The organism is Maricaulis sp. (assembly GCF_017643475.1).
Taxonomy (GTDB): Bacteria; Pseudomonadota; Alphaproteobacteria; order Caulobacterales; family Maricaulaceae; genus Maricaulis.
Map to the genome: position 1 here is coordinate 453,961 of NZ_JAEPNI010000001.1, position 23,113 is coordinate 477,073.

25 protein-coding genes, 1 tRNA gene and 1 pseudogene are annotated in these 23,113 nt (G+C 60.6%); 11 read left to right on the forward strand and 16 right to left on the reverse strand.

Annotated elements, in window-relative coordinates:
- Positions 1-212: 212 nt before the first annotated feature.
- Positions 213-1,706, reverse strand: a complete 1,494-nt coding sequence (locus tag JJ889_RS02160) for an amidohydrolase family protein (RefSeq protein WP_291891127.1) — start codon at positions 1,704-1,706, stop codon at positions 213-215.
- Between the two features lie 114 nt (positions 1,707-1,820).
- Here JJ889_RS02160 and JJ889_RS02165 point away from each other — a divergent pair, with 114 nt between their 5' ends.
- Entirely contained in the window at positions 1,821-2,867 is a 1,047-nt protein-coding gene (locus tag JJ889_RS02165) for a helix-turn-helix domain-containing protein (protein ID WP_291891128.1), read from the forward strand.
- Here JJ889_RS02165 and JJ889_RS02170 read toward each other — a convergent pair.
- Positions 2,858-3,616, reverse strand: a complete 759-nt coding sequence (locus tag JJ889_RS02170) for a hypothetical protein (RefSeq protein WP_291891129.1) — start codon at positions 3,614-3,616, stop codon at positions 2,858-2,860. The two genes, JJ889_RS02165 and JJ889_RS02170, sit on opposite strands and share 10 nt — an antisense overlap.
- A 25-nt stretch (positions 3,617-3,641) precedes the next feature.
- A pseudogene (locus JJ889_RS15885) lies at positions 3,642-4,259 on the reverse strand (serine hydrolase domain-containing protein); the annotation flags it as partial.
- On the opposite strand from JJ889_RS15885, the gene JJ889_RS02175 reads away from it, so the two are divergent.
- Entirely contained in the window at positions 4,168-4,950 is a 783-nt protein-coding gene (locus JJ889_RS02175; protein WP_291891130.1) for a hypothetical protein, read from the forward strand. The pseudogene JJ889_RS15885 and the gene JJ889_RS02175 sit on opposite strands and share 92 nt — an antisense overlap.
- Before the next feature lie 51 nt (positions 4,951-5,001).
- On the opposite strand, the gene JJ889_RS02180 is transcribed toward JJ889_RS02175, so the two are convergent.
- The 5 genes from JJ889_RS02180 to JJ889_RS02200 are packed head-to-tail and all read right to left on the reverse strand — an operon-like array spanning position 5,002 to position 9,972.
- A complete protein-coding gene (locus JJ889_RS02180) occupies positions 5,002-5,403 on the reverse strand; it encodes a F0F1 ATP synthase subunit epsilon (protein WP_291891131.1) in 402 nt (133 codons plus the stop codon).
- A 35-nt stretch (positions 5,404-5,438) separates the two neighbouring features.
- Positions 5,439-6,878 (reverse strand): F0F1 ATP synthase subunit beta, encoded by a 1,440-nt coding sequence (gene atpD, locus JJ889_RS02185; RefSeq protein ID WP_291891132.1) that lies wholly within the window; start codon positions 6,876-6,878, stop codon positions 5,439-5,441.
- Between the two features lie 16 nt (positions 6,879-6,894).
- Positions 6,895-7,782, reverse strand: coding sequence for a F0F1 ATP synthase subunit gamma (locus JJ889_RS02190; RefSeq protein WP_291891133.1), 888 nt, complete (start codon positions 7,780-7,782; stop codon positions 6,895-6,897).
- A gap of 29 nt (positions 7,783-7,811) precedes the next feature.
- A complete protein-coding gene (gene atpA, locus JJ889_RS02195) occupies positions 7,812-9,347 on the reverse strand; it encodes a F0F1 ATP synthase subunit alpha (RefSeq protein ID WP_291891134.1) in 1,536 nt (511 codons plus the stop codon).
- 4 nt (positions 9,348-9,351) lie between these two features.
- Positions 9,352-9,972 carry a F0F1 ATP synthase subunit delta gene (locus tag JJ889_RS02200; RefSeq protein ID WP_291893143.1) on the reverse strand — a complete coding sequence of 207 codons (621 nt, stop codon included), beginning with the start codon at positions 9,970-9,972 and terminating at the stop codon, positions 9,352-9,354.
- A 128-nt stretch (positions 9,973-10,100) separates the two neighbouring features.
- Here JJ889_RS02200 and solA point away from each other — a divergent pair, with 128 nt between their 5' ends.
- On the forward strand, positions 10,101-11,255 hold the full coding sequence (gene solA / locus JJ889_RS02205) for an N-methyl-L-tryptophan oxidase (protein WP_291891135.1): 1,155 nt from the start codon (positions 10,101-10,103) through the stop codon (positions 11,253-11,255).
- Here solA and JJ889_RS02210 read toward each other — a convergent pair.
- Positions 11,252-12,742 (reverse strand): SLC13 family permease, encoded by a 1,491-nt coding sequence (locus JJ889_RS02210; RefSeq protein ID WP_291891136.1) that lies wholly within the window; start codon positions 12,740-12,742, stop codon positions 11,252-11,254. The genes solA and JJ889_RS02210 overlap by 4 nt on opposite strands.
- Positions 12,743-12,786: 44 nt before the next feature.
- Positions 12,787-12,984 (reverse strand): zinc-finger domain-containing protein, encoded by a 198-nt coding sequence (locus JJ889_RS02215; protein ID WP_291891137.1) that lies wholly within the window; start codon positions 12,982-12,984, stop codon positions 12,787-12,789.
- A 78-nt stretch (positions 12,985-13,062) separates the two neighbouring features.
- On the opposite strand from JJ889_RS02215, the gene JJ889_RS02220 reads away from it, so the two are divergent.
- The gene (locus tag JJ889_RS02220) at positions 13,063-14,022 is read left to right on the forward strand and encodes an ABC transporter ATP-binding protein (RefSeq protein ID WP_291891138.1); all 960 of its coding nucleotides are present in this window, start codon (positions 13,063-13,065) and stop codon (positions 14,020-14,022) included.
- Here JJ889_RS02220 and JJ889_RS02225 read toward each other — a convergent pair.
- Entirely contained in the window at positions 14,001-14,243 is a 243-nt protein-coding gene (locus JJ889_RS02225) for a hypothetical protein (protein ID WP_291891139.1), read from the reverse strand. The genes JJ889_RS02220 and JJ889_RS02225 overlap by 22 nt on opposite strands.
- 173 nt (positions 14,244-14,416) lie before the next feature.
- Between JJ889_RS02225 and JJ889_RS02230 the strand changes: the two genes are divergently transcribed.
- The 3 genes from JJ889_RS02230 to JJ889_RS02240 all read left to right on the forward strand — a co-directional run bounded on the left by JJ889_RS02230 (position 14,417) and on the right by JJ889_RS02240 (position 15,589).
- Positions 14,417-14,797 carry a hypothetical protein gene (locus JJ889_RS02230; RefSeq protein ID WP_291891140.1) on the forward strand — a complete coding sequence of 127 codons (381 nt, stop codon included), beginning with the start codon at positions 14,417-14,419 and terminating at the stop codon, positions 14,795-14,797.
- Positions 14,798-14,879: 82 nt separating this feature from the next.
- Positions 14,880-14,956 (forward strand) — tRNA-Arg (locus JJ889_RS02235).
- A gap of 288 nt (positions 14,957-15,244) precedes the next feature.
- Positions 15,245-15,589 (forward strand): energy transducer TonB, encoded by a 345-nt coding sequence (locus JJ889_RS02240; protein WP_291891141.1) that lies wholly within the window; start codon positions 15,245-15,247, stop codon positions 15,587-15,589.
- A 74-nt stretch (positions 15,590-15,663) separates the two neighbouring features.
- On the opposite strand, the gene JJ889_RS02245 is transcribed toward JJ889_RS02240, so the two are convergent.
- On the reverse strand, positions 15,664-15,996 hold the full coding sequence (locus tag JJ889_RS02245) for a hypothetical protein (RefSeq protein WP_291891142.1): 333 nt from the start codon (positions 15,994-15,996) through the stop codon (positions 15,664-15,666).
- A 51-nt stretch (positions 15,997-16,047) separates the two neighbouring features.
- Positions 16,048-16,644 (reverse strand): serine hydrolase, encoded by a 597-nt coding sequence (locus JJ889_RS02250; protein ID WP_291891143.1) that lies wholly within the window; start codon positions 16,642-16,644, stop codon positions 16,048-16,050.
- Between the two features lie 17 nt (positions 16,645-16,661).
- Here JJ889_RS02250 and JJ889_RS02255 point away from each other — a divergent pair, with 17 nt between their 5' ends.
- Positions 16,662-17,843, forward strand: a complete 1,182-nt coding sequence (locus JJ889_RS02255) for a LytTR family transcriptional regulator DNA-binding domain-containing protein (RefSeq protein WP_291891144.1) — start codon at positions 16,662-16,664, stop codon at positions 17,841-17,843.
- On the opposite strand, the gene JJ889_RS02260 is transcribed toward JJ889_RS02255, so the two are convergent.
- Positions 17,840-18,025 (reverse strand): hypothetical protein, encoded by a 186-nt coding sequence (locus JJ889_RS02260; RefSeq protein WP_291891145.1) that lies wholly within the window; start codon positions 18,023-18,025, stop codon positions 17,840-17,842. The two genes, JJ889_RS02255 and JJ889_RS02260, sit on opposite strands and share 4 nt — an antisense overlap.
- Before the next feature lie 42 nt (positions 18,026-18,067).
- Between JJ889_RS02260 and JJ889_RS02265 the strand changes: the two genes are divergently transcribed.
- Positions 18,068-18,991: a GNAT family N-acetyltransferase gene (locus tag JJ889_RS02265; protein WP_291891147.1), complete on the forward strand. Its 924-nt coding sequence runs from the start codon at positions 18,068-18,070 to the stop codon at positions 18,989-18,991.
- A gap of 8 nt (positions 18,992-18,999) precedes the next feature.
- Entirely contained in the window at positions 19,000-19,548 is a 549-nt protein-coding gene (locus tag JJ889_RS02270) for a molybdopterin-dependent oxidoreductase (RefSeq protein WP_291891149.1), read from the forward strand.
- Here JJ889_RS02270 and JJ889_RS02275 read toward each other — a convergent pair.
- Positions 19,545-20,891, reverse strand: coding sequence for a S41 family peptidase (locus JJ889_RS02275; protein WP_291891151.1), 1,347 nt, complete (start codon positions 20,889-20,891; stop codon positions 19,545-19,547). The two genes, JJ889_RS02270 and JJ889_RS02275, sit on opposite strands and share 4 nt — an antisense overlap.
- Positions 20,892-21,140: 249 nt before the next feature.
- Here JJ889_RS02275 and JJ889_RS02280 point away from each other — a divergent pair, with 249 nt between their 5' ends.
- Positions 21,141-22,697, forward strand: a complete 1,557-nt coding sequence (locus JJ889_RS02280; protein WP_291891153.1) for a sodium:alanine symporter family protein — start codon at positions 21,141-21,143, stop codon at positions 22,695-22,697.
- A 48-nt stretch (positions 22,698-22,745) separates the two neighbouring features.
- On the opposite strand, the gene JJ889_RS02285 is transcribed toward JJ889_RS02280, so the two are convergent.
- The gene (locus JJ889_RS02285; RefSeq protein ID WP_291891155.1) at positions 22,746-23,063 is read right to left on the reverse strand and encodes a VanZ family protein; all 318 of its coding nucleotides are present in this window, start codon (positions 23,061-23,063) and stop codon (positions 22,746-22,748) included.
- Positions 23,064-23,113: the final 50 nt, after the last annotated feature.

The following is a 23,113-nucleotide window of genomic DNA, read 5'->3' on the forward strand; positions in this document are numbered from 1 at the left end:
GGTGAGGTAGAGCCCGGCAGCGTTCAGTTCGGTTTCCGAAGCTAGCGCGACGAGGTCTTCACCGATCGCGGTGATGCGCCCGTTCTCGACCCGGACATCGAGCGGCGTTTCCGAGATTGCGACATTGGGTGAAACGATGATGGCGTCGCGGATCAGGAGATCCTGTGAGATGAGCGCGGACGCGAGGGCAAGGCTGGCGAGAATTGGTTAGATCATTGGTCCGTCTCCTCGTAGTGGCGGGCAGAGAGACCGGCGCGGTCCATGGGAGCGCCGTTCAGGATGACGGTGGTGATGGATCGGTAGGCGTCGATCGAACGAAGCGGATTGTCTTGCATCAACAGCAGGTCAGCGCGTTTTCCGACCTCGATCGTGCCGATCTCGTCGGCGAGGTTGAGTGTTTCGGCATTGCGCCGGGTTGCCATGTCCAGGATATCGGCCGGGCTTATCCCGGCTTCGGCCAGTTCGCGCATCTCCCAATGACCGTTGAGACCCGGCGGGTTGCCCCAGCCAAACGTGCCGACAGCTGTATCTGTGCCGAAGACCAGCGCATCAGAATTGGTCGCCAGATAACGGAGAAATTGCTGGTAGCGCCCCTGATATCCGTCCATCAGATGCGGAATTAGCGCCTCATCCAAACGATTGCCGAGAATAACCTCGATAAAGGTGTCGCGCTGGGGTTGGGCGTCGGTGCGTAAAAACTCCACATAGGAGGACGGCACCACGTCGAGCCAGTCGGCGTCTTGCAGGATGTCCGGTTCGAACATGGAGCGGGTCTGGCCCAGCGTCCGGATGGTGGGTTGCAGCTGCAGGCCTGCCTCGGCAATGTCATCGGCAAGCTCAAACATCATCGGCGGAGCTATCGGCTCGAGCAGGTCCACGGGCATGTCCCAGGGACCATGCGCCATAACGTCTACGCCAGCCGCCAGACCCATTCGATGGGCGGCGGGTGTGGTGCCGTGAAGGAAGACTGTCAGACCGCGCTCCCGGGCCTCGCGCACGACTTCGGAGAAGATAGCCTGGCTTGGCAAAGGCCATTCCGGACCATTGGGCATCCAAGGCGCATCCTCGAAATAGATCTTCACGCAGATCCCTCCAGACGCCTGGATGGTCTCCAGTGTCGCTGCCGGTGTGTGCTCAGCCGGGTCGGAGCCCTCGGGAAGTTCGGGGGTGACATGGCGATCATGCAGGAAGTTGGGGAAGGCGTCCTCGACCGGCAGGTGCGCCTGGTGCGCCATGAAACCGTTCGAGGTCACAAGGCCTTCACCGCAATGAAACAGGCGAGGCCGGATGGGTGCGGCCTCGAAGGCGCGATTGGTTTCGAAATCCGCATTCAGCTCGACCAGGGTCGTAAATCCCCAATAGAGATAGCTGCGGGGCATCTGTTCGAAATAGGCTTCCTGAAGGGCCAGCGCGCGTTCGCGTTCGACCAGGCCCGGGCGCAAACCCGTGGCGTGGTAAAGGTGGACATGACTGTCGATCAGGCCGGGGGTGAGATACTGGCGCTCTGCGTCGATAACCCTCTCGGCTTGATGAGGGATACTGGCGGGCTGGATGCCAAGGATGCGGCCATCCCCGACCAGAACGGTCAGGCCTTCAACGGGCGTGTCGCGTTCGGGTGAAACCAGCGTGGCGTTTTCAATGGCGAGATCCTGGGCGAGCAGGGGCGAGGTGATCAGCGCGGCGAGAACACTCATAAGAAGTCGCATTTTTCTGTCTTTCGGTTTGTAAAACTGATCCCGAAATTGCAGGTTTGTCTTTGCGTGCGCGTCCTGAAACGCAATCGAGGACGTGCGTTTTCTGGAGTTTCCGCGGAGTGCGCCTTGTCCGCCCTTCTTTATGCCGGTGCGACCCTTGCCTTTGTCTTCGCCCTGTATCTGGCGACGGCGAGCGAAGGCGTGCGCACTTCTCACCGCCTGCTCGCGGCCGGCTTTGCGCTGATGGGGGTGCAGTTTCTGTTGTCCAGGCTGCAATTCGATGTGCCGGAGCACTGGCTGGTGCAGATGCGGCCGGTGTTGGCGATGTTCCTGCCGCCACTTCTTTACCTCCATCTGCTGGTGGCAGAACGCAGCGAAGCCCGCTTGCGTGTGGCAGACGCTGTGCACCTGGCCGGGCCGGTACTCATGTTGGTCGTTCGGCTTGCCGGCGGTGAGGCCTGGTTTATCGACGGCCCCATTCTGGGCGGGCTCGCGTTGTACGCAGCGCTGATATGGTATCGCAGCAGACAACCCGCAGGGGATTTCGCTGTGCGCGGAGTGATTCTGGCCGCCTCTCTGCGTCGCTGGCGGTGGATGGTTCTTTCCTGGCTCCTCTTGACCCTGGCCTCCGACACCTGGATCACATTCGAAATTTCATCACCGCCAGCGCTTGAAGATTCCCTGGGGTTTGGCGTCGCCATGCTCTTTCTGTCCGGCTTTTTTACCTATGCCCTGGTGCTGGTGCTGGTGCTGGTGCTGGTGCTGGTGCTGCATCGGTCCGGCCCTTTGGGTTGGGTTGCGGCGCGCTTCCGAACTGCGGGTTTAACGGCTGATTTGAACGACCGGCTGGCGGCTCATATGCGAGAGCGCCAGCCGCATCTGGACCTGGAGCTGAATATCGCTCGCCTGGCCCGACAGCTTGGCGTGCCGCAGCGCCAGTTGTCGGAGGCCTTGAACACGGCACACGGAGTCAGCTTCAGTGTCTGGGTCAGTCAATGGCGGGTGGAAACCGCCAAGGGCATCATGCGTGCGGAGCCTGAAAAGGGCTTGCTGGACGTGCTCCATGATAGCGGTTTCCAGAGCAAGTCCAGCTTCAACAAGACTTTCAAGGAGCTGACCGGCCAGACGCCCAGCGCCTGGCGGTCCGAGCAGACCGGCCAGCGCTACTCCTGATCCAGCCGCTGGCGCGCTCCGGCGTGAGCGGGCTCAAGCGCCAGGGCCTGTTCAAAAGCAGCTTTGGCCTCTTCATTCAGGCCAACACGCAGATGCGCGTCCCCGAGGCCGACCAGCGCGTCTGCCTCATCCGGCAGAATCCGGGAAACCCAGCGCATGCTGGTGACAGCGTCCTGGCCAAAGTTCGCGCGAATGAGTTCATAGCCGAACTGATAGACCTCGATGGCGTGTTGTTGATCCTGTGGCAGCGAGGCGAGGAAGGCTTCGATCTCTGATCCGCTAGCAAGGATTCGCCGCAACATAGGTGGTGACGGGAGGTCCGCAGCTTCGCCCAGGGAGATGTGGGCCAATGCATCAGCCAGCGCCCCGAAATACATGCCTCCTGTATTGGCGAGCAGGGCGATGCTCAGTCCCGCGTTCGGGATGTGGTGGAGTTCTGCGGAGAAGCCGCGTGTAGATCCGGAGGCGGAGAATTGTTGCAGGGCTTGTCCGTTTTCCAGGGTCAGCGTGTCGAAGTGCCAGCCCAAGGGATAGCCTTCCGACGATTGCGCGATTTCGCGCTGGATTGTTTCCGAGGCGATGATGTTGCCGGCAAACAGGGCATCGGCGAAGGCGATGGTGTCGGCTGCGCTGGCATGGACATTGCCGATCGCCAGGCGGTGTTGCCATTGCACGTGAGGCGCATTGACGACGCCATCCCGGCCCGGGGCATAGCCATTGGCGAGGCGTCGCCGGGGGCGGGGTTTCATCAACCAGGCCGGTCTGTTCCAGACCTGATGGTTCAAGAAGGTAGGTGTGCAGGGCTGCGTCATACGTTGTGCCCAAGACCTGTTCGACAACGACCGCACTCAACATGGCACCGACATTTGAGTAGGCGTATCGCTCGCCAGGCTCGCTGGTCAGGTCGAGACACGCCACATAGTCCGCGAATGCAGCGTTCCGGGCCTCTCGTGAGACACCGCGCCCCGCAAAATCTGCAAGCGATTGTGTCTGGGTGAAAATGCCGGGAAGGCCGGCGCCGTGCGCGATCAGATGGCGCAGAGTGATGCCGCTTGTTCCGAACGCGTCGAGATAGGTGCCGATTGGCACGCCCAGATCCAGTCTGCTCAGCTCTGTAAGGCGCAGGATCAGTGCGGCATTATAGGCTTTGGAAATTGACCCCAGCATGTAGTGGGTGTCAGCAGTGTTGGTGATCTGCCAGTCTTCAACGGCGAGCCCGTAACTCTGTTCGAATATCACCTCGCCGTGGCATTCAATGCGAACATTTCCTCGAAAGGCATCGGCTTCGGCAAAGGGCTGAATGGCTGCGCTCAGGCGTGCGGTGTCGACCTGGTCGCAATGGGGCGCGGACGCCTGCGCCAGCGTAATGGCGAGTGCGGTGGCTATGAACATTCCGATAGGTCCCTCCAGGCCCGAGCGTGAGCAGGGTGGAAGGCGTGTGCTCTCCGGGAGGGTTCATGCAGATGACGATTGCGTCACGCCGGAACGACGCATTGCTACATTTGCATTTCTGCAAGGCACTCGCGATCCGATATGCATAAACCATAACTTTATATTGCAATGCAGCAATGTAGAACGCGCCACTGGCGAAACCGGGGTTTCCCAGCGACGAGTCGCCGAAACGGGACTCGCGCACAATCAGAGGCATCAAGGTTTGTCCGAACGGGATCGCGTCTTCGCGAACACTTTTCTGCTGGCTGTGCTCGGCGCACTTTTGCTGGCTGTACATTCCGCTGTTCGGAGCGGCCTGATCATCGCCCAGTTCCTTGGAGCCAAGCTTGGTGAGTTCATGGGGGTGAATATCAGCGCGGCCTATCTGACGATCGGCCCGGCCCCGATGCTGCTGACGCTATTACTGACGGTGCTGCGGGCGACCCTGCTGATCCAGGTTCTGCGCCGCAGCCTCCAGGCTTTGCCGCTGCAGGCGCTGATTGTGATTGTGCATTCCTGCCTGTTTATCAATCTCGCCTTCGAGACGACCTATGACTTCGCCATCGGGTACATCTTTATCGGCGTTGAGGTTTGTCTGCTCTATCCCTTGTGGATGATGCGGCGACCAATCAGACAGGCCTTTGCCGAATAGAAAAAGCCGCCCCGAAAGGAGCGGCTTTTCTTTTGCGATCTGTTCGCCGGCCTAGGCAGCCAGTGCAGCCTGCATGGCTTCGAACTTGACCACCAGAGCTTCAGCGTGCTCGCGCTCTTCATCGGATTTGGCAGCGGAGATGTCCTCGCGGGCATCGGCCAGATCCTGAGCCAGCTTGTCGGCGTCGATCTCGGACAGCGGAATGGCTTCCTCTGCCAGGATGGTTAGGCCAGCCGGCGTCACCTCGGCGAAACCGCCGTGGATGAAGGTCTTCTCGGTCTCATTTCCGTTCATGACGGTGATCGCACCGGGGCGGATCACGGACATGAAGGGGGCGTGCTCCGGCAGAACGCCGAAATCGCCCTCTTCGCCCGGAACGACAACCTGGTCGACGTCACCGGCAAACAGGCGGCGCTCCGGAGAGACGAGATCGAAATGGAGTTTGTCAGCCATCTTGGCTTCCTCCGCTCAAGGGAGACGGAGACTGCTTACGCAGCCTCTGCCGCCATTTTCTCTGCCTTCTTGATAGCGTCCTCGATCGTACCGACCATGTAGAACGCCTGCTCCGGCAGGTGATCGTATTCACCGTTACAGATGGCCTGGAAGCCCTTCACGGTGTCAGCAACCGGCACCTGGATGCCCGGGAAGCCGGTGAAAACTTCAGCCACGTCGAACGGCTGGGACAGGAAGCGCTCAACCTTACGCGCACGCGCAACGGTCAGTTTGTCTTCCTCGGACAGCTCGTCCATGCCAAGGATCGCGATGATGTCCTGGAGAGCTTTGTATCGCTGCAGGATTTCCTGAACCTGACGCGCGGTGTTGTAGTGCTCTTCACCGACGATGCGCGGCTCGAGGATACGAGACGTGGAGTCAAGCGGGTCAACGGCCGGGTAGATACCCTTTTCCGAGATCGCACGGTTCAGAACCGTCGTGGCGTCGAGGTGGGCGAAGGTCGTGGCCGGAGCCGGGTCAGTCAGGTCATCCGCCGGAACGTAAACGGCCTGAACCGAGGTGATGGAACCCTTGGTCGTGGAGGTAATACGCTCCTGCAGGGCACCCATGTCGGTGGCCAGTGTCGGCTGATAACCCACGGCAGACGGGATGCGGCCGAGCAGGGCCGAAACCTCGGAGCCCGCCTGGGTGAAGCGGAAGATGTTGTCGACGAAGAAGAGCACGTCCTTGCCCTCTTCATCGCGGAAGTATTCCGCCTGTGCCAGACCGGACAGCGCCACACGTGCACGCGCTCCCGGCGGCTCGTTCATCTGGCCGAAGACCAGGGCGCAACGGGAACCTTCGGTGTTGCCGTCGTTTTCTTGCGGGTCCTTGTTCACGCCGGACTCGATCATCTCCCAGTACAGGTCGTTACCCTCACGGGTACGCTCACCAACACCGGCGAAGACAGAGTAACCACCGAACAGCTTGGCGATGTTGTTGATCAGTTCCTGGATGAGAACCGTCTTGCCAACGCCGGCGCCGCCGAACAGGCCGATCTTGCCGCCCTTTGCGTACGGGCAGAGCAGGTCAACGACCTTGATGCCCGTCGGCAGGATTTCAGCTTCCGTTGCCTGTTCGTCAAAGGACGGGGCAGCGCGGTGGATCGGAGCTTTCTGGGTGTGGGCAACATCGCCGGCTTCGTCGATCGCTTCGCCGGTGACGTTCATGATGCGGCCGAGCGTACCCGGGCCAACCGGAACCATGATCGGCTCGCCGGTGTCGGTTACTTCGGTACCACGCTGGAGACCTTCAGTGGCGTCCATGGCGATGGTACGGACCGTGTTCTCACCGAGGTGCTGAGAGACCTCGAGAACAAGCTTCTTGCCATCATTGGTGGTTTCAAGGGCGTTGAGGATGTCCGGCAGACCGCCTTCGAATTCAACGTCCACAACAGCGCCGGTAATCTGGGCGACGCGGCCTTTAAGAGTGCTCATTTCGAATTCCTCTCGACTAGAGAGCCTCGGCGCCGGAGATGATTTCGGTCAACTCCGTGGTGATCTGCGCCTGACGTGTACGGTTGTAGATAATGTTCAGCTTGTCGATCAGCTCGCCAGCATTACGCGTTGCGTTATCCATGGCGGCCATTTTCGATCCCATTTCGCCGGCAACATTCTCAAGCAGGGACGAGAGAATGACGGTGTCGACATAACGCGGCAGCAGGACGTTGAGGATGCTCTCCTCGTCCGGCTCTGCGTCATAGACGGCACCAGCCAGGTCCGGACGCTCGACGCCTTCGTCGATGGCATCCTTGGCCGGGATCAAGACTTTCGCGCGCGGCTTCTGGGAGATGACCGAGACGAATTCCGACGAGATCAGCTCGCAGGTATCGAACTCACCGGCCTCGAACATGTGGCGGATCTTGTCGCCGATCATGATCGCGGTGGAACCGGTGATGGTCTTCTCGCCAGACAGTTCGATCGAGTCGACGATGTAGGGGCCGAACAGACGCTTGAGTTGCTCAGCGCCCTTCTTGCCCACGCACATGATCTTGATCGACTTGCCTTCAGCCTTGAGCGCTTGAACACGCTCGCGGGCTTTCTTGACGATATTGGTGTTGAAGCCGCCGCACAGACCGCGATCGGCGGTCATGACGACGAGCAAACGGGTGTCGTCCGCGCCCGTGCCCACCAGGAGCGGTGAGGCTCCCGGAGTGCCGGACATAGTGGTCGAGAGATTGGCCATTACGCTGCCCATACGCTCGGCGTAGGGACGCGCAGACTCTGCCGCTTCCTGCGCACGGCGCAGTTTTGCGGCAGCGACCATCTGCATCGCCTTGGTGATCTTCTGCGTTGATTTAACGCTGTCGATCCGTGTTTTCAGGTCCTTAAGGCTCGCCATAAGGCTCTCCTAGCAGTCGTTCTGTCCAGTTACGCGACGAAGTTCTTCGTGAACGTGTCCAGAACGCCCTTCAGCTTGCCTTCGCTGTCGTCAGACAGCTTCTTCTCGGTGCGGATCGCGGTGAGAAGGTCAGCATGGTCAGCGTGCAGGTGACGCAGCAGGTCGCCTTCGTAACGCAGCACGTCGGAAACCGGCAGCTTGTCGAGATAACCACGCGTACCCGCGTAGATCACACAAACTTGCTCTTCCATGGCCAGCGGCGAGAACTGCGGCTGCTTGAGCAGCTCGGTCAGGCGCTGACCGCGGTTCAGCAGCTGCTGGGTTGCGGCGTCGAGGTCGGAACCGAACTGGGCAAAGGCCGCCATCTCGCGGTACTGGGCCAGCTCACCCTTCATGGAGCCTGCAACCTGCTTCATGGCCTTCGTCTGGGCGGAGGAACCAACGCGGGATACGGACAGACCGACGTTCACGGCCGGGCGGATGCCCTGGTAGAACAGGTCGGTTTCCAGGAAGATCTGACCGTCGGTGATGGAGATCACGTTGGTCGGGATGTAGGCGGAAACGTCGTTGGCCTGGGTTTCGATGATCGGCAGGGCCGTCATGGAACCGGAACCATTGTCTTCGTTCAGCTTGGCAGCACGCTCGAGCAGGCGGGAGTGCAGGTAGAAGACGTCACCCGGATAGGCTTCGCGGCCCGGCGGGCGGCGCAGCAGCAGGGACATCTGGCGGTAAGCAACAGCCTGCTTGGACAGATCATCATAAACGATCAGCGCGTGCATGCCGTTGTCACGGAAGTATTCGCCCATCGCAGATGCGGTGAACGGAGCCAGGAACTGCATCGGAGCCGGGTCGGACGCCGTAGCAGCAACAACGATGGTGTAATCCATCGCGCCGTTTTCCTCGAGCGTCTTCACGATCTGGGCGACCGTGGAACGCTTCTGACCAACAGCGACGTAGATACAGTAGAGCTTGGCGCTCTCGTCATCGCCCTGGTTGATGGCTTTCTGGTTCAGGATGGTGTCGATCGCGATCGCGGTCTTGCCGGTCTGACGGTCACCAATGATCAGCTCGCGCTGGCCACGGCCGACCGGGATCATGGCGTCGATGGCCTTGATGCCCGTCGCCATCGGCTCATGTACGGATTTACGCGGGATAATGCCCGGCGCTTTCACGTCAACACGGCGACGTTCGGCAACATCCGTCAGCGGACCCTTGCCGTCGATCGGCTCGCCGAGACCGTCACAGACGCGGCCCAGCAGGCCCTTGCCAACAGACGTGTCGACGATGGAGCCGAGACGCTTGACGGTGTCGCCCTCTTTAATGCCACGGTCATCACCGAAGATAACGCAACCGACATTGTCGCGCTCAAGGTTCAGGGCCATGCCCTTGATGCCGCCCGGGAACTCAACGAGCTCACCAGCCTTAACCTCATCGAGGCCGTAGACGCGTGCAATACCGTCACCGACGGAAAGTACGCTACCGACGTCCGAAACCTGAGCTTCGGCACCGTAATTCTTGATCTGATCCTTGAGGATCGCAGAGATTTCTGCTGCCCGGATGTCCATGGACCTACGCCTCTTTCATCGCATTCTTCATCCCGTCCAGCTTGGTGCGGAGGGAGCTGTCGAACATGCGGGAACCGACCTTAACGATCAGTCCGCCGAGTAATTCAGGACGCACTTCAGTGCGAACTTCTACGTCGCGCCCGAGAGCGCTTTTCAGCGAAGCCTGGAGGGCTTCGGTCTGCTTCTTGGTCAGCGCTGCGGCAGTCGCCACATCAGCTGACAGAACGCCACGGTCCGCAGCGGCCAGTGCAGCGTAGGCCGAAGCCATCGCGCCCAGCTCGCCGGCGCGGCCATTGTCAGCCGCGACGCCGAATGCGTTCTTTGTCAATTCATGGAATTTGGCCTTGCCCGCCATAGCGGACAGCACGCCTGCCTTCTCTTCTGCAGAGTACAGGGGAGAGGCAAGAACCTCTGCCAATTCGGACGACTCGCCCAGGGCTGCACGGAAAGCTGACAGGTCAGCTTCGACCGCTTCCGCAGCGCCGGAGGTCTTGGCCAGCTCAAACAGCGCGGTCGCATAGCGGCCCGCAGCGTTTGCTGTATTGGCGTCTTCGCCGGTGTTCACCGTGACGTCGCTCTCTATCCGGATGAGTGCCTTGAAATCGTCTGATCGACGAAAGCACATCAATTTCAACAAGTTATCGAACCAAGCGTATTGTGTTGCACCGCACGCTTATTCGGTTCGGGCGTGCGATAGCACAGGCATGGTCACGCAGCAAGCCGAAGACTCCTACCGATTCAGCAGACGTGATCTTGAGCGTCGGCGAATTCGCGGCAAAACTCCGTGTGATGAAGGTCGATATAGGCATAATCGGTCTGGGGGCCATGGGCAGCGCGGCGGCGTGGTCATTGAGCTTGCGAGGGGCCACGGTTCTGGGCGTTGACCAGCACCCGCTCGGACATGCGCTGGGCTCGTCGCACGGCAAGACGCGGATCATTCGGTCCGTGTATTCCGAGGGCAATATCTATGACGCGCTGGTGGAAGAGGCTTATGCCGGTTGGGACCGTCTCGAACGGGAGTTCGGCCAGGCTTTCTTCCGCAAGACCGGCGGGCTGGACATTTCCGTGCGCGAGGACGGTATCTTCCAGGACGCGCTTGCTGCGGCCGAGGCCAGCGGCAAGGAATACGAGGTGCTCGAAGGCCTGGCGATCGAACAGCGTTTTCCGGCGCTGGAGCTGAACGGGCGTGCTCGTGCCGTCTACAACGCCGATGCCGGTCTGCTCGACAGTGATGATGCCACGGCCTGGATGCGCGTAGAGGCAGGCCGGCTTGGAGCGGATTTGCGCGGTGAAACGCCGGTGTCTGGCTGGCAGCGTGTTGCCGGCGGCTTCCGTCTCGTTACAGGCGATGAAGAGACAACGTGCCGCAAACTGATTATTGCGGCCGGTGCGTGGTGCGGTGAGCTGGTTCCGGCTCTCAGGCCCGTCCTGGTGCCGGAGCGCCAGGTCATCGCCTGGTATCGCGCGGACGGCCCCGCCTATGAACGTCTGCCCATCTTCCAGCTGGAGACCGATACGGCCGAACGCTTCTATGTCTTTCCGCCGCATCGCGACCAGGGCCTGAAGGCGGGACTGTATAATCATCGCCGAGAGCGCGGTGCCGGCCATATCGCTCCCCGTGGCGTGGACGCAGAGGATCTGTCTCTGCTGGCCGCGGGCCTGTCAGATTGCCTGCCGGGGTTAGACCAGACTCCGCTGGAGGCAGCCGAGTGTCGCTTCACGCTGGCGCCGGGCGATCGTTTCATCATGGGGTGCATGCCCGACGACAATGATCTTGTCGTGCTCTCGCCATGTTCCGGGCATGGCTACAAATTCGTTCCGGCCATCGGCGAGATCGCGGCGGATCTCGTTCTGGAGCGGACGCCCACTGTGGATCTGTCTCCGTTCAGCGTGGAACGGGTGCTCTAGCTCGCCGGGAACAGCATCGGACCCAGGACCACGCCAATCGCCGTGATGATCAGGATTGCTGCCAGATTGATGCGGAAGCCGGCCTTGATCATCTGACCCTGGGTCACTGCACCCGACGCATAGACAATTGCATTGGGAGCTGTCGCGACGGGCAGCATGAAGGCGGTCGAGGCAGCAATGGCGACTGGCACGACCAGGTGCTCGGGCGGGATGCCGGCATTGACGGCCAGCATACCCAGCACAGGCAAGAAGGCCGTCGTGGTGGCCACATTCGACGTCAGCTCGGTCAGGAATACGACAACCGCGACCATGGCCAGGACCAGAAGTGGTGTTGGCCAGGCTTCCAGGAAGCCCATCTGGTTGCCGAGCCAGGCGGCCAATCCTGTTGCAGACAGCGCGGCTGCCAGCGACAAGCCGCCACCAAACAGGATGATCACATTCCAGGGCAGGCGTGCGACGCCTTGCCAGTCCATCAGAGCCTTGCCCTTACCCTTTTCGCCACCGGCCGGGATAAGGAAGGCGGCGAGGGCGCCCATTGCGGCGATCTGGGTATTGCCCAGCTGGATGCTGACCGGAAGGGAGAGGCTCTCGCTGATTGAGGCTAACAGGGGGTTCCAGCCAATTCCGCCGGGCAGGGAACGTCCCATCCACAGGATGGCGACCGTGCCGAACAGGGCGGCGACGCGAATTTCGGGTGCGGTCATCTTGCCCAGCTTGGCCAGCTCCGCTTCCAGGTGTTCACGTGCGGCCGAGCTGGACCCACCGCCGCCGAGTTTGAAGACGAAGCGGGTGAGAATGAACCAGGCAGCCGGGATAACCAGGGCGACGGTGGGAATGCCGAACATCATCCACTGCGCGAAATCAATGGTGCGGCCGAACTCGTTCTCCAGATAGCCGATCCCGATCAGATTGGTCGGCGTTCCGACCGGGGTCGCCATGCCGCCGATCGACGCTGCATAGGCCACGCCCAGCGCCAGTGCTGTCGCGAAGGCAGGAGAGGAGGTGCCCTCCTCCTGAACTTCCTGCGCCACCTTGAGGGCGATCGGGATCATCATCAGCGTCGTCGCCGTGTTGGAGATCCACATGGACAGGAGGGCTGAAGCAACCATGAAGCCGCCGACCAGACCCACCGGGCTGCTGCCGAAGGTTCGCACGACGTTGAGTGCGATACGTGAGTGGAGGTTCCACTTCTCGATGGCCAGGGCGACGATGAACCCGCCCAGCAACAACATGACAATCGGGCTGGCATAGGGCGCGGTGGCTGCGCCTGTGGAGGTAATGCCAAACAATGGGAAGAGCGCGATGGGAACCAGCGCAGTCGCTGCGATGGGCAAGGCTTCTGTCGCCCACCAACACGCCATCATGAGGCCCAGCGAGGCGAGCAGCCAGGCCTCAGCCGTCAGTCCTTCCGGGCGTGGCAGCAATTGCAGGCCGATCGCCAGAGCGAGACCCGTGAACAGACCAATGCGTTGCGCTGTACTTCCCACGAAGCGCCTCCCCGCGTTTCAGTGAGATTAAAAAGACGCGTGTGTTACGCGCTCGGGTCCTCGGAGGAACCGGCGCGCACAAAGCGGCGGTCGCAATAGGGACACTCGACAAAATCACTTTCGCCCATCTCCAGGAAAACCTTGGGATGGCCGAGGGCGCCGCCGCCGCCATCACAGGCGATACGGTGGTCTTCGGTCGCGATGATTTCGGACGGTGGAATGGATTTGGCAGCATCAGCCATGCACAGGCCCTCATGGACAGGACGAAAATCGATGCCTAACTATGGCGCTTGACCCATCCTCGTCAATTCCGAGCCGACATGTCCGACACTTCCAGCCTGCCCGAATACGCCATAGAGGCGATTGATCTGAAAAAGACCTATGGCGGAACCAAGAAGGCGCCCCCCAAGGAAGCGCTCAAGGGTGTCGACCTGAAAGTGCGCCGCGGATCCATCTTCGGCCTGCTCGGCCCGAATGGCGCGGGCAAGTCCACCTTCATCAATATCTTTGCCGGCCTGGTCAAAAAATCCTCGGGCACGGCACGGACCTGGGACATCGATATCGATCAGGACAGCCGTGCAGCGCGTGCAGCGATCGGCGTTGTTCCCCAGGAAATCAACATGGACGTGTTTTTCACGCCCTATGAGACGCTGGAACTGATGGCGGGCTTCTACGGCGTGCCGAAAGCAGAGCGCCGCACCGAGGAATTGCTCGAGGCCGTCGGCCTCTCCGACAAACGCAATGCCTATGTTCGACAGCTTTCCGGTGGCATGAAGCGGCGACTGCTCGTCGCCAAGGCCATGGTTCACGCCCCGCCGGTGCTGGTGCTGGACGAGCCCACTGCGGGTGTCGATATCGAGCTGCGCCGCCAGCTCTGGGATTATGTGCGGGAACTGCATGCGCGTGGCACGACCATCGTGTTGACCACGCATTACCTGGAAGAGGCCCAGGAGCTTTGCGACGAGATCGCCATTGTTGACCAGGGCCAGGTCGTGGCCTGTGAGCCCAAGGAGCAATTGCTCCAGCGCATGGACAGGAAGACACTTGTTATCGAGCCCGCCGAGGCCTTGTCAGCCGTGCCGGCGGAGCTGGCCGAATTCGACGCCGAGATCCGCGATGACGGGGCGCTGGCCATTTCCTATCGACGAGGCCAGCAATCGGTTGCCGAGATGATCGAGAAATTCCGTGCGTCTGGCGGCCGCATTGATGACCTGCGCACAGAAGAGCCCGACCTGGAAGATGTCTTCCTGGCGCTCACCTATAATCGAGAAGAGGCCTGATCGTTCGAGTGCGCCTCAGTTTTTGGTGGCTTGATTTTGCGCTCCATCCAGTCGGCGGTCATCCACAACGTAATGCACATGGCGATCTGCCAAGCAATGATGCCCGCGAAGCCCGGCTCTTGCTCCCACGTGCGACCGAGGATCAATAGCGAGGCAACGACTCCCGTGAATATGGACATCAGGCGTGCACCGGTCCGATTTAGTTTCCAGAAGGCATTCATGGCTGACCTCGTGCCGAGCCATCCATTCTCCTTCGCAACTCGCTTGCGTGCAATAGCAATCCGGGCGGGAATATGGGCTGATCAGTCCCGTTACTTGTGCCCGATTTCCGGCACAGTTTCAGCGCAATCTTCTGCTCGTCCGAGATGTATGACGAGCAAGGGAGGAAATCGCGATGGGTAGGACGTTCAAGAGATTCTTTTCACTCCTGGTGGCAGCACCGCTCTTTGTGTCATTGACCTGGTTTTTCGGCATTTACATGCAGCCCCAGGGGTCGACCGGAGCAGGCTTTGCCGGAATCCTCATATTCATCTCCGCCATCGCTTCCATCATCGTCTACAGCTGGCTGATGCGGCCCGGACCCAAGGTCCGTTTCCGCAATCGCGGTGTCGACGGCTTCGACAAGGACTGGGGGATAGGCCTCACAGGACTTTCCCAGAAACAGGGGCGAAGACGCAGGGATGATGATGCTGACCCGGACGATCTGGGCGGACGACGATCAAGCGGCGACATGGATGATGCCGACGGTCTCGGCGATGAAGGCCTGGTAGGCTGATCAGGGCCAGACGGGGGCTGCAACAACAGCGGCCCCCGACGATTGCACCGACCTGCGGCATGCGTTATGGCTGCAGCCACACGCACCCATAGCTCAGCTGGATAGAGCGCTGCCCTCCGAAGGCAGAGGTCAGAGGTTCGAATCCTCTTGGGTGCGCCATTTTCTTTTCAGTTGTATGTCATATGCCGGGCGCGCGAATGCCGCTTGGCGCTCGCCGTCACCTGCAGTGGTCACAGTCATCAGCAGTCTGATCGAGTTCGAAATCCTCGCGATGATCCCTGTTGGCTTGTGATATTCGTCGCTGTCGAATTTCTATATTCGGCATAAGATTATGAAAATGCGTTATAAATTTGTTTCGATAAAATTCGAACGACAGAACTAACCGCGTTGAAAGCTGGGTTTGCTAGCCTGCTCCCATAACAAACAAAGTCCCGACGGGAGGAGATGATGCGTGCGGAGTTTCACAAGCGAGTTTTAGGATTGTCACTGGCCCTAGCGGCGTTTGCAGCACCTGCTGCGTTCGCGGTGCAGGAACAGCCAGAGCGGGAAGCGGTGCGGGTCAGCGCGCCGGACTACCCGCGAGCAGCGGAGCGCAGGGGCGTCGAGGGTTATGTGATCATCGCCTATTCGATTGACCCGTCCGGCGATGTGGTCGACGCCACTGTGGCCGAAGCCGAGCCCGCAGGCGTGTTTGATCGCGCAGCACTAAGAGCTGTGGCTTCCTGGCGTTTCAGTGAAGCTGACGTCCAGACCGAAGGGCACCAGACACAGCTGAATTTCCAGCTCAACTGACATTGCTCCCCCCTTGGCAATGGGCAAGCGACCCGCGTCCTCCCCGGCGCGGGTCGTTTTCCGTTTGTGGCGGGCTATCCCGCGGGTGCGAAGAGCAGAGCGATCTCATGCAGGTCAAGCATGACGACATTTCCGCCCAGCCTGTTGGTGGCAGCGAAACTCGCGACGAGGTCGTATTCGGGATAGACGAAGAGTAAGGCATGCCCGCCGGCGGCGGTTCCACCATGGAACCAGATCGGCGTTTCCGGCAGATAAGGTGTGTTCTCGCGACCGCCCTCATTTTCAGCCCAACGCGCTATGCTCTCCATCCAGCTTCGCCCGTCGAAAAAGCCATGGCCATACGCCGGACCCTGGTTGAGCCCGTCATCATAAACATCGGTGAGAAAGGCCGTGCTGCCCGCGGACACGAGCCGACCAGTACTGAGCGCCCAGCCAAACCGGACCAGGTCTTCAGATGTCTACAAGAATCCACCACCCCCGAACTTGCGGCTTGCATTGATGGACGGGTCCCAATCGACGGTCGCGAACCAGTCGTCCTCCGGATCATTCGGATCGGGCGCGACATAGAAGGTGGCCGTATCAAAACCGCTGACCTCGCGGCCTTCGATCGCGGTGGCCGTCATCCCCGCCGGTGTGAAAACCAGGTCTTGTATGGCTTTCTCATAGAGCTGGCCATAGGCAGCCTCGATGACCGCGCTGAGCAAGACATAGCCAAATGTGGAATAGGCCATCGCCGTTCCGGGCTCGTTGTCGAGGGGGTCGTTGATGAAGTCTTCCAGGGCGTCGGTCGGGCTCGCACAGTCGCGATGGCTGACGCTGATCCATTCACCCTGTCGATAATGCCGGATGCCGCTGCGGTGGCCCATCAGCTGGCGCGCGGTGATTCCGTGCACGTGGTCCGGCAAGTCCGACAGATAGGTTTCGACCCGCGTGTCGAGATCAAGTCTCTCCAACTCCACTAACCGCATGGCCGCTGTCGCCGTCATGGCCTTGGCGATGGAATAGACACGATACCGGGTTTGTGGTGTTGCAGGAGCCTGGCTCTCCAGGTCCATCAGGCCGCGGTCCCGATTTGCGCCTGTCCGGACCGTTTGCGGCGACTGTCTATCTCAACGGGCGCCGGGTTGGGTCGAAAGGCGACGCCGCGATTGACGGACTTGAGGGCGAGGCGCTCATCGATTCCTCCCACGATCTGAGTTCGGCAAGGGCGGGCACTAATGAGTTGATGATCCTGGTCTCATCCTCGAAGGCAGGGTTGCACGGGCATCGCCTGTTGCAGGATTTCGCCCTGACCCCGGAACTGCGTCCCGACGCCCGCCAGGCGGGATATTACTGGGCGGGTATTTCCCTGATTGGTCTTTTGATCCTGATTGTGCTGGGCTTTGCTCACGAGCTGATGCGCAATGGCGTGCGTTGGCACACGGGCTGGATGCTGGTCGCGGCGGTGTCGTTGGCGCTTGCCCTTTCCGCCGAGATCAGCCGGGCGATCATCAACTACCCCTACGTATTCCACCTGCCGCGCATGTTTGTGCTCAGCCTGGGCACGCTCTCGGCAGTGCTGACCTGGTGGATCGCGCAACGCAGGGAGGCTGGCTGGCGGGTGCCTGCCGCGATGCTGGGGAGTGCTGGCATGCTGGTGCTGGTCGGGATGGTGCTCGGGATAAACCCGGATACGGTCACCCTTATCGGCCTGGCGCTGATTGCCTTGTTCATCGCCGGTGAAATGATTGTACGAGCCGGACTGCGTTCGGCGCTGATCGATCCGGTGATGGCAGTGCTACTGGCGACAGCAATAATCGCGATCTGGTCTCCCTGGGCATTCCTCGACAATACGGTGTTTCTGGTCCTCGGTCTCGTTCTGATGGTTGAATTCGTTGGTGTTTTCCAACCCGGTACGGCTACCGAAACTGCACCGGTTGCTGTGACAACCTGTCTCCAGACGGAGAGTGGCGAGAAGGCCTTTATCCTCGCGGAGGTCGTCGCGATTCATGCCGCCGGAAACTATGCCGAGTTCGAGATGGAGGATGGCCAGCGGCAACTCACGCGTGGCGCATTCAACAAGCTGATGGAGCAGCTGGCGCCAAGCTTCATGCGGGTGCACCGCTCTCACATCGTCAATATGGACCATGCGACTCGCCTGCAGGTGCGGCCGAGCAGCCGGTATTCACTATTCCTCGGGCAGAGACTGGAAATCCCCGTCAGTCGCAGCCTGGCCGGTGCTGTGCGCGAACGCCTGAAAGACGCCGAGGACTAGCCGGCGAGGCACCACAGCCCGGTGCAGACGCCGAACATGAGCTGCATGGCCAGGTCAAGAAGGCCGGTGAACAGGAGCACCGGAACCCCGACATAGAGGATCAGCAGGATGACGGCCATCGGGGTCAGGCGCGGCGGCGCGATGCGATGACCCATCACGGCTTCGGGGCGACGGCTGAACATGCATTGTGCTCCATGGCGAGGCGTGGATAGTGGGATCAGGCAGTGATTCTGGTTAACCAATCGATGCAGATCTCCACCGACATCTCCCGTGACCAGTGGGATAAGGCCTTGGCGGAAACACCGGCCTCCCTGCAACAGGACTGGAGCTATGGAGACGCGTTGGCGTCCGTTGGTGCGAACGTCGTGCGCGTGGTCATCGAGGATGATGCCGGCCAGCTCGCACTCGCCCAGTTCACGACCCGCAAGATTGGCATGATGGTCAATGTCGGCCTGTGTTCGCGCGGGCCGGTCTGGCTGCGAGAGGTCTCCACCGAGCAGCGCAGGCAGGTGCATCGGGCCCTGAAATCGGCGCTGGGCCTTGGCTGGCCGCGCGTGACCCTCCAGACACCGGATGATGTGGATCCGCCCGGTGGCGCGCGGCTTGTCGTCTCGGGTTATTCCACGGTGATGCTGGACCTCACCCAATCGCTGGCGGATTTACGGGCCGGGTTTGACGGCAAATGGCGCAATCGACTGGTCGCCGCTGAGAAGTCAGCGCTGAAAGTCCAGCAGAACGGGACCAAGCCAGCGCAATATATCTGGCTGCTAGAGACCGAAGAGGGGCAGCGCAAGGACCGCGGCTACACCGCTACCCCGGCAGCTCTGGTACCCGAATTCGTCAAGGCCAAGGGGGATCGCGACAGCCTGCTCATCCTGCGTGGTGATCTTGGCAAACAGAAGGCTGCGGCCATGCTGTTCCTGATCCATGGCTGTGCCGCGACTTATCATATCGGCTGGAACAGCGAGGAAGGCCGCAAGCTGGGCGCTCACAACCTTTTGCTCTGGCAGGCGCTGGACGTTCTCAAGCAGCGCGGCGTGAAACGGCTCGACCTCGGCGGCGTAGAGACGGTGAAGAGCGCGGGTCTGGCTCGTTTCAAACTGGGTACGGGTGGTCAGCTGATCACCTATGCCGGCACATATTTCTAGGGGGCGTCATGCGCAGGTTTGTGGCCGGACTTGTTGTGTCGATGGTGGGCTTGTTCGCGGCATGTTCATCCGAGCCTGCGGCAGAGACCGGGGCCTTGCTGACCCTTTACGGCGATATCCAAGAGAGCAATCGGGGGCCGTTGGATCCCCTGACAGAGCCGCTTTTCAACTCGTTTGGTCTGGAAGTAGGCGAGGGGTTCGCTGTTTCGGCCGCCCAGCTGGCGCGTTTGCCTCAGCATATCGTGCGTACAGATTTTCCGGCGGGCAGCGAGATACGGGAGTTTCGGGGGCCGCTGCTTCGTGATGTGATTGCGCTGGGAGTGCCCTCAGGTGAGCTGGCTGTGGTCACAGCGTTGGATGGTTACCAGCGCGAGATCGCGCTGGGGCGGATCCAGGCGCATGATGTGATCCTGGCCACGCAGATGAATGGCGAGCCCTTGCCAATGGGTGGCTTCGGACCCGCCATGCTGGTCTGGCCCCGCCAGTCAGATCCGGCACTTGCGGACATGTCGGATGATGACTGGCTGTGGGGCGTGATCGCGATCGAACTGCGTTAGTCTGTTCGCGGGTTGGCCATGACCCGGCCACGGATCATGTGCAGATCCAGCGAGATGACCCGGCCGCGACGATCTCGTTCGAACACCAGGCGCGCCATGTTGTCTCCCGGGAAAGCAAACCGGTCATCACCCAGCGCGATCAATTGGATCGGCGGATTGCCATCACGCTGATAAATCAGCTGACCATCGTCCATGCGGGTCGAGCGGATGCCGAAAGTGCCGACATAGGCTTCCAGATCCGAGGCGCTGATTTCGATCGGCTCCATCTCCGCCTCGAGCATTTCCTGTCCCCACTCCAGTGAGCGGCGGGCGTTGTCGTCCTCCGTATCCTCGATGAGCTGGGGGTATAGAGACAGCAGGGCCTGGTTGAGCGCATGGTCTGATGCGACCTCGATATCCGGCGTCACACCGGTACCTTCCCAGTTGGTGCCGGTGATCGGATTGCGTGCAGAGCCGGTGGAGATGAAAATCTCATAGCCCCGATCCGTCAGCCAGGTGCCGCCCGGATTGCCGGCACCATAGGTGCTTTCACCGATGATTGTACCGCGCTCCAGGGCCTGCAGGTGGTAGGGGAAGGCCTCGTCTGCCGAACCCGTTGCACCGCTGGTCAACACGATGACCGGAACATCCGGGCGGTGTCCCATCGGGTGGTGCGGGATCGACCACATCTGGTTCGGGTAGTCCAGGTCACGGGAAACGAAGGTGTTGATCAGCGTATCGCCGCCATCTTCCAGGAAGTGACTGATCAGGTATTGCACCATTGAAGGCGCTCCGCCGCGGTTCTCACGCAGGTCGAAAATGATCGCATTGGTGCCGGCAACAAAGCCGAGCGCGGCGTTGGCCGTGTCCATTCCGCCCTCGATCGGAGCGAACATGTCTATCTTGATGTAACCGATATTGCCATCGAGGATTTCCACGCTGTCAAAGCCGAAATTCTGCTGGCGCAGGCCGGCAAAGCGGTCGCGCGGCGCGCGCTGGGGCTCATTATCGCGATTGGCACGGCGGGCTTCCGCGGCTTCCGCCGCAGCGATCGCTTCGCGAACCGCTTCCATGCCGCGATAGTTGACGGAGAAGTGGCGATCTTCTTCCAGCAGGAGCTGGGTGAGATGGGAGGACAGGCTTTCCGCGTCATCAAAATCGTCGAACGCACCGGAGCTGACCAGTTCTTTGAGCTGGCTTTCAATCGCTGCTGCGCGCGTTGCGTCGAAATATTCATCGCCAATCAGTTCCGCTATTTCACGCAAAGCCGCAGCGCGTTCGTCGGCAGAAATGTTAGTCTGGGCGAAGCCGGCCGACGCCAGCGCGAGGCTGGCCGTGCAGGCCAGCAATACTTTTTTGAACATGAAGGATCCCCTCCGAGCTAAGGTCGCCACAGCTGTAGGGTGCCGGACCGAACCGGTTTTCATCCTCGCAGTTACAATACGGTCATATATTCCGGTTCGTACTATTTGACCTGTCTCCCCTCTCGCGCGAAGTTTGTCCGTGCGATCCACCTGAACTGTCACGAAAACGCACAAAACGCTTTTAGCGTGCGCCCTGACTTCCTATGGTGCGCGCCAAGTGAAATTGTGTCCTGGGAGGGGACGAGTTCCATGTACGAAACAATTGTGGGCGGCATCGAGACGTTCAGTGACTTCCTCTGGGGGGGTAACTGGGGCGATCAGACGATTCTGCCGGTCGGCCCGATTACCATTCTTCTGCTTGGTACCGGCCTTTATCTCATGGTTGGTCTGCGCTTCATGCCGATCCGCCAGCTGCCGCGCGCTTTCCGCTCGCTGTTCGCAAGCTCCGACAAGAAAGAAGACGGCGCGATCTCTCCGTTCCAGGCCCTTGCAACGGCCCTGTCGGGACAGGTCGGCACGGGTAACCTGGCTGGTGTCGCCACCGCGATCACGCTGGGTGGTCCGGCCGCGATCTTTTGGATGTGGGTTACCGCCATGGTCGGTATGGCGTCGGCCTATTCGGAATCCATGCTGGCTGTTCGCTATCGCGAGCACCCGAAGGACGGCAAGTCCTCCGTCGCCGGCGGCCCGATGTATTACATCAAGAACGGTCTCGGAAAATGGTGGATGTGGCTGGCCGTGCTGTTCGCAGCCGGTACGCTTTTCTCCGCTGTTGCGACCGGCAACATGATCCAGTCCAACTCGCTGACGAATGGTATCGTGGGTGCGCTTGGTAATGCGGACATCCTCGATCCCAACAGCATCACCTCCAAGATGATTGTTGGTGCTGTGATCGCGGGTCTGACCTTCATCGTCATTCTCGGTGGTATTAAATCCATCGGTACGGTCGCGGGGCGCGTCGTTCCGCTGATGGCGATCACCTATGTCATCGTTGCCATCGTGACGCTGGTCATGAACGCCAATGAGATCCCGGCTGCATTCGGTCTGATCTTTGGTGGCCTGTTCGAGCCGGCTGCCGCGGCGGGCGGTTTCCTGGGAGCCTCTCTCTCTGCAGGTATTCGTTTCGGTGTTGAGCGTGGTCTCTTCTCCAACGAGGCCGGTCAGGGTTCTGCCCCGATCGCGCACGCTGCCGCGCAGACGAAAGACCCGGTTCAGCAGGGCAAGATCGCCATGGTCGGTACCTTCCTGGACACCATGGTTATCTGTACGATGACGGCCCTGGTCATCCTGACGGTTACTGGCGACTTTGTTTACAACGAGGCGGGTGAAACGATCGGCTATGCATGGCTGGCTGGCCTCGAGGGCATCCAGGTCACGCAGGCCTCCTACCAGGCGGCCTTCCCGTTCGGTGACTGGTATATCGCCATTATCCTGGCCTTCTTTGCCTTCACCACCATTCTGGGCTGGTCCTATTATGGTGAGCGTGCGATCGCCTTCCTGGGTGGCGAGGGGCTTGTTGTCCCGTTCCGCCTGGTCTGGGTTGCCATGGTCTTTGTTGGTTCTTTCCAGCAGGTCGACGTGATCTGGCGTCTGGGCGGTATTGCCAACGCGGCGATGGCAGCTCCGAACCTGATCGCCCTGATCTTCCTGTCCGGCATGGTCTTCAAGATCACCAAGGAACATGATGGCAAGATCGTCGCGGGTGGCCTGGATGTTGATTATGACGCCAGCGCTCACGTTGATGACGCACCGGCGGCTGAAGCCGAAGGTGGCGACGACGCCGAAGGTGAGAACAAGCCTGAATAATCTCGGCGACGAGAGACATGAAAAGCCCCGCCTGACCGGCGGGGCTTTTTATTTGCGCGGGGCCAGGAGGCGAATGGCCAGGAAGCCGAGTGCAATGCCGACCACGTCAGCGACAAAATCCGCAACGGATGCTGTGCGACCGACAAAATCCATCGATTGCACGAATTCGATGCCCAGCCCGTAAAGCGCCAGCAGACCACCCAGAAGCCATCGGCTGAGGGTTGGCCAGGCCAATCGTGACAGCATGGCCAGCGTGAGAAAGGCGGCGATATGTTCAACCTTGTCGCTGCCCAGAACACTGGCGGGCGTCGCGTAGCTAGGCTGCAGCGCCAAATCGGTGATCAGCGCCGTTGTGGTCAAAAACATGACACGACCCGCCCATCGCAGTCCCATATCTGGACGCCGGGCCGAAGTAT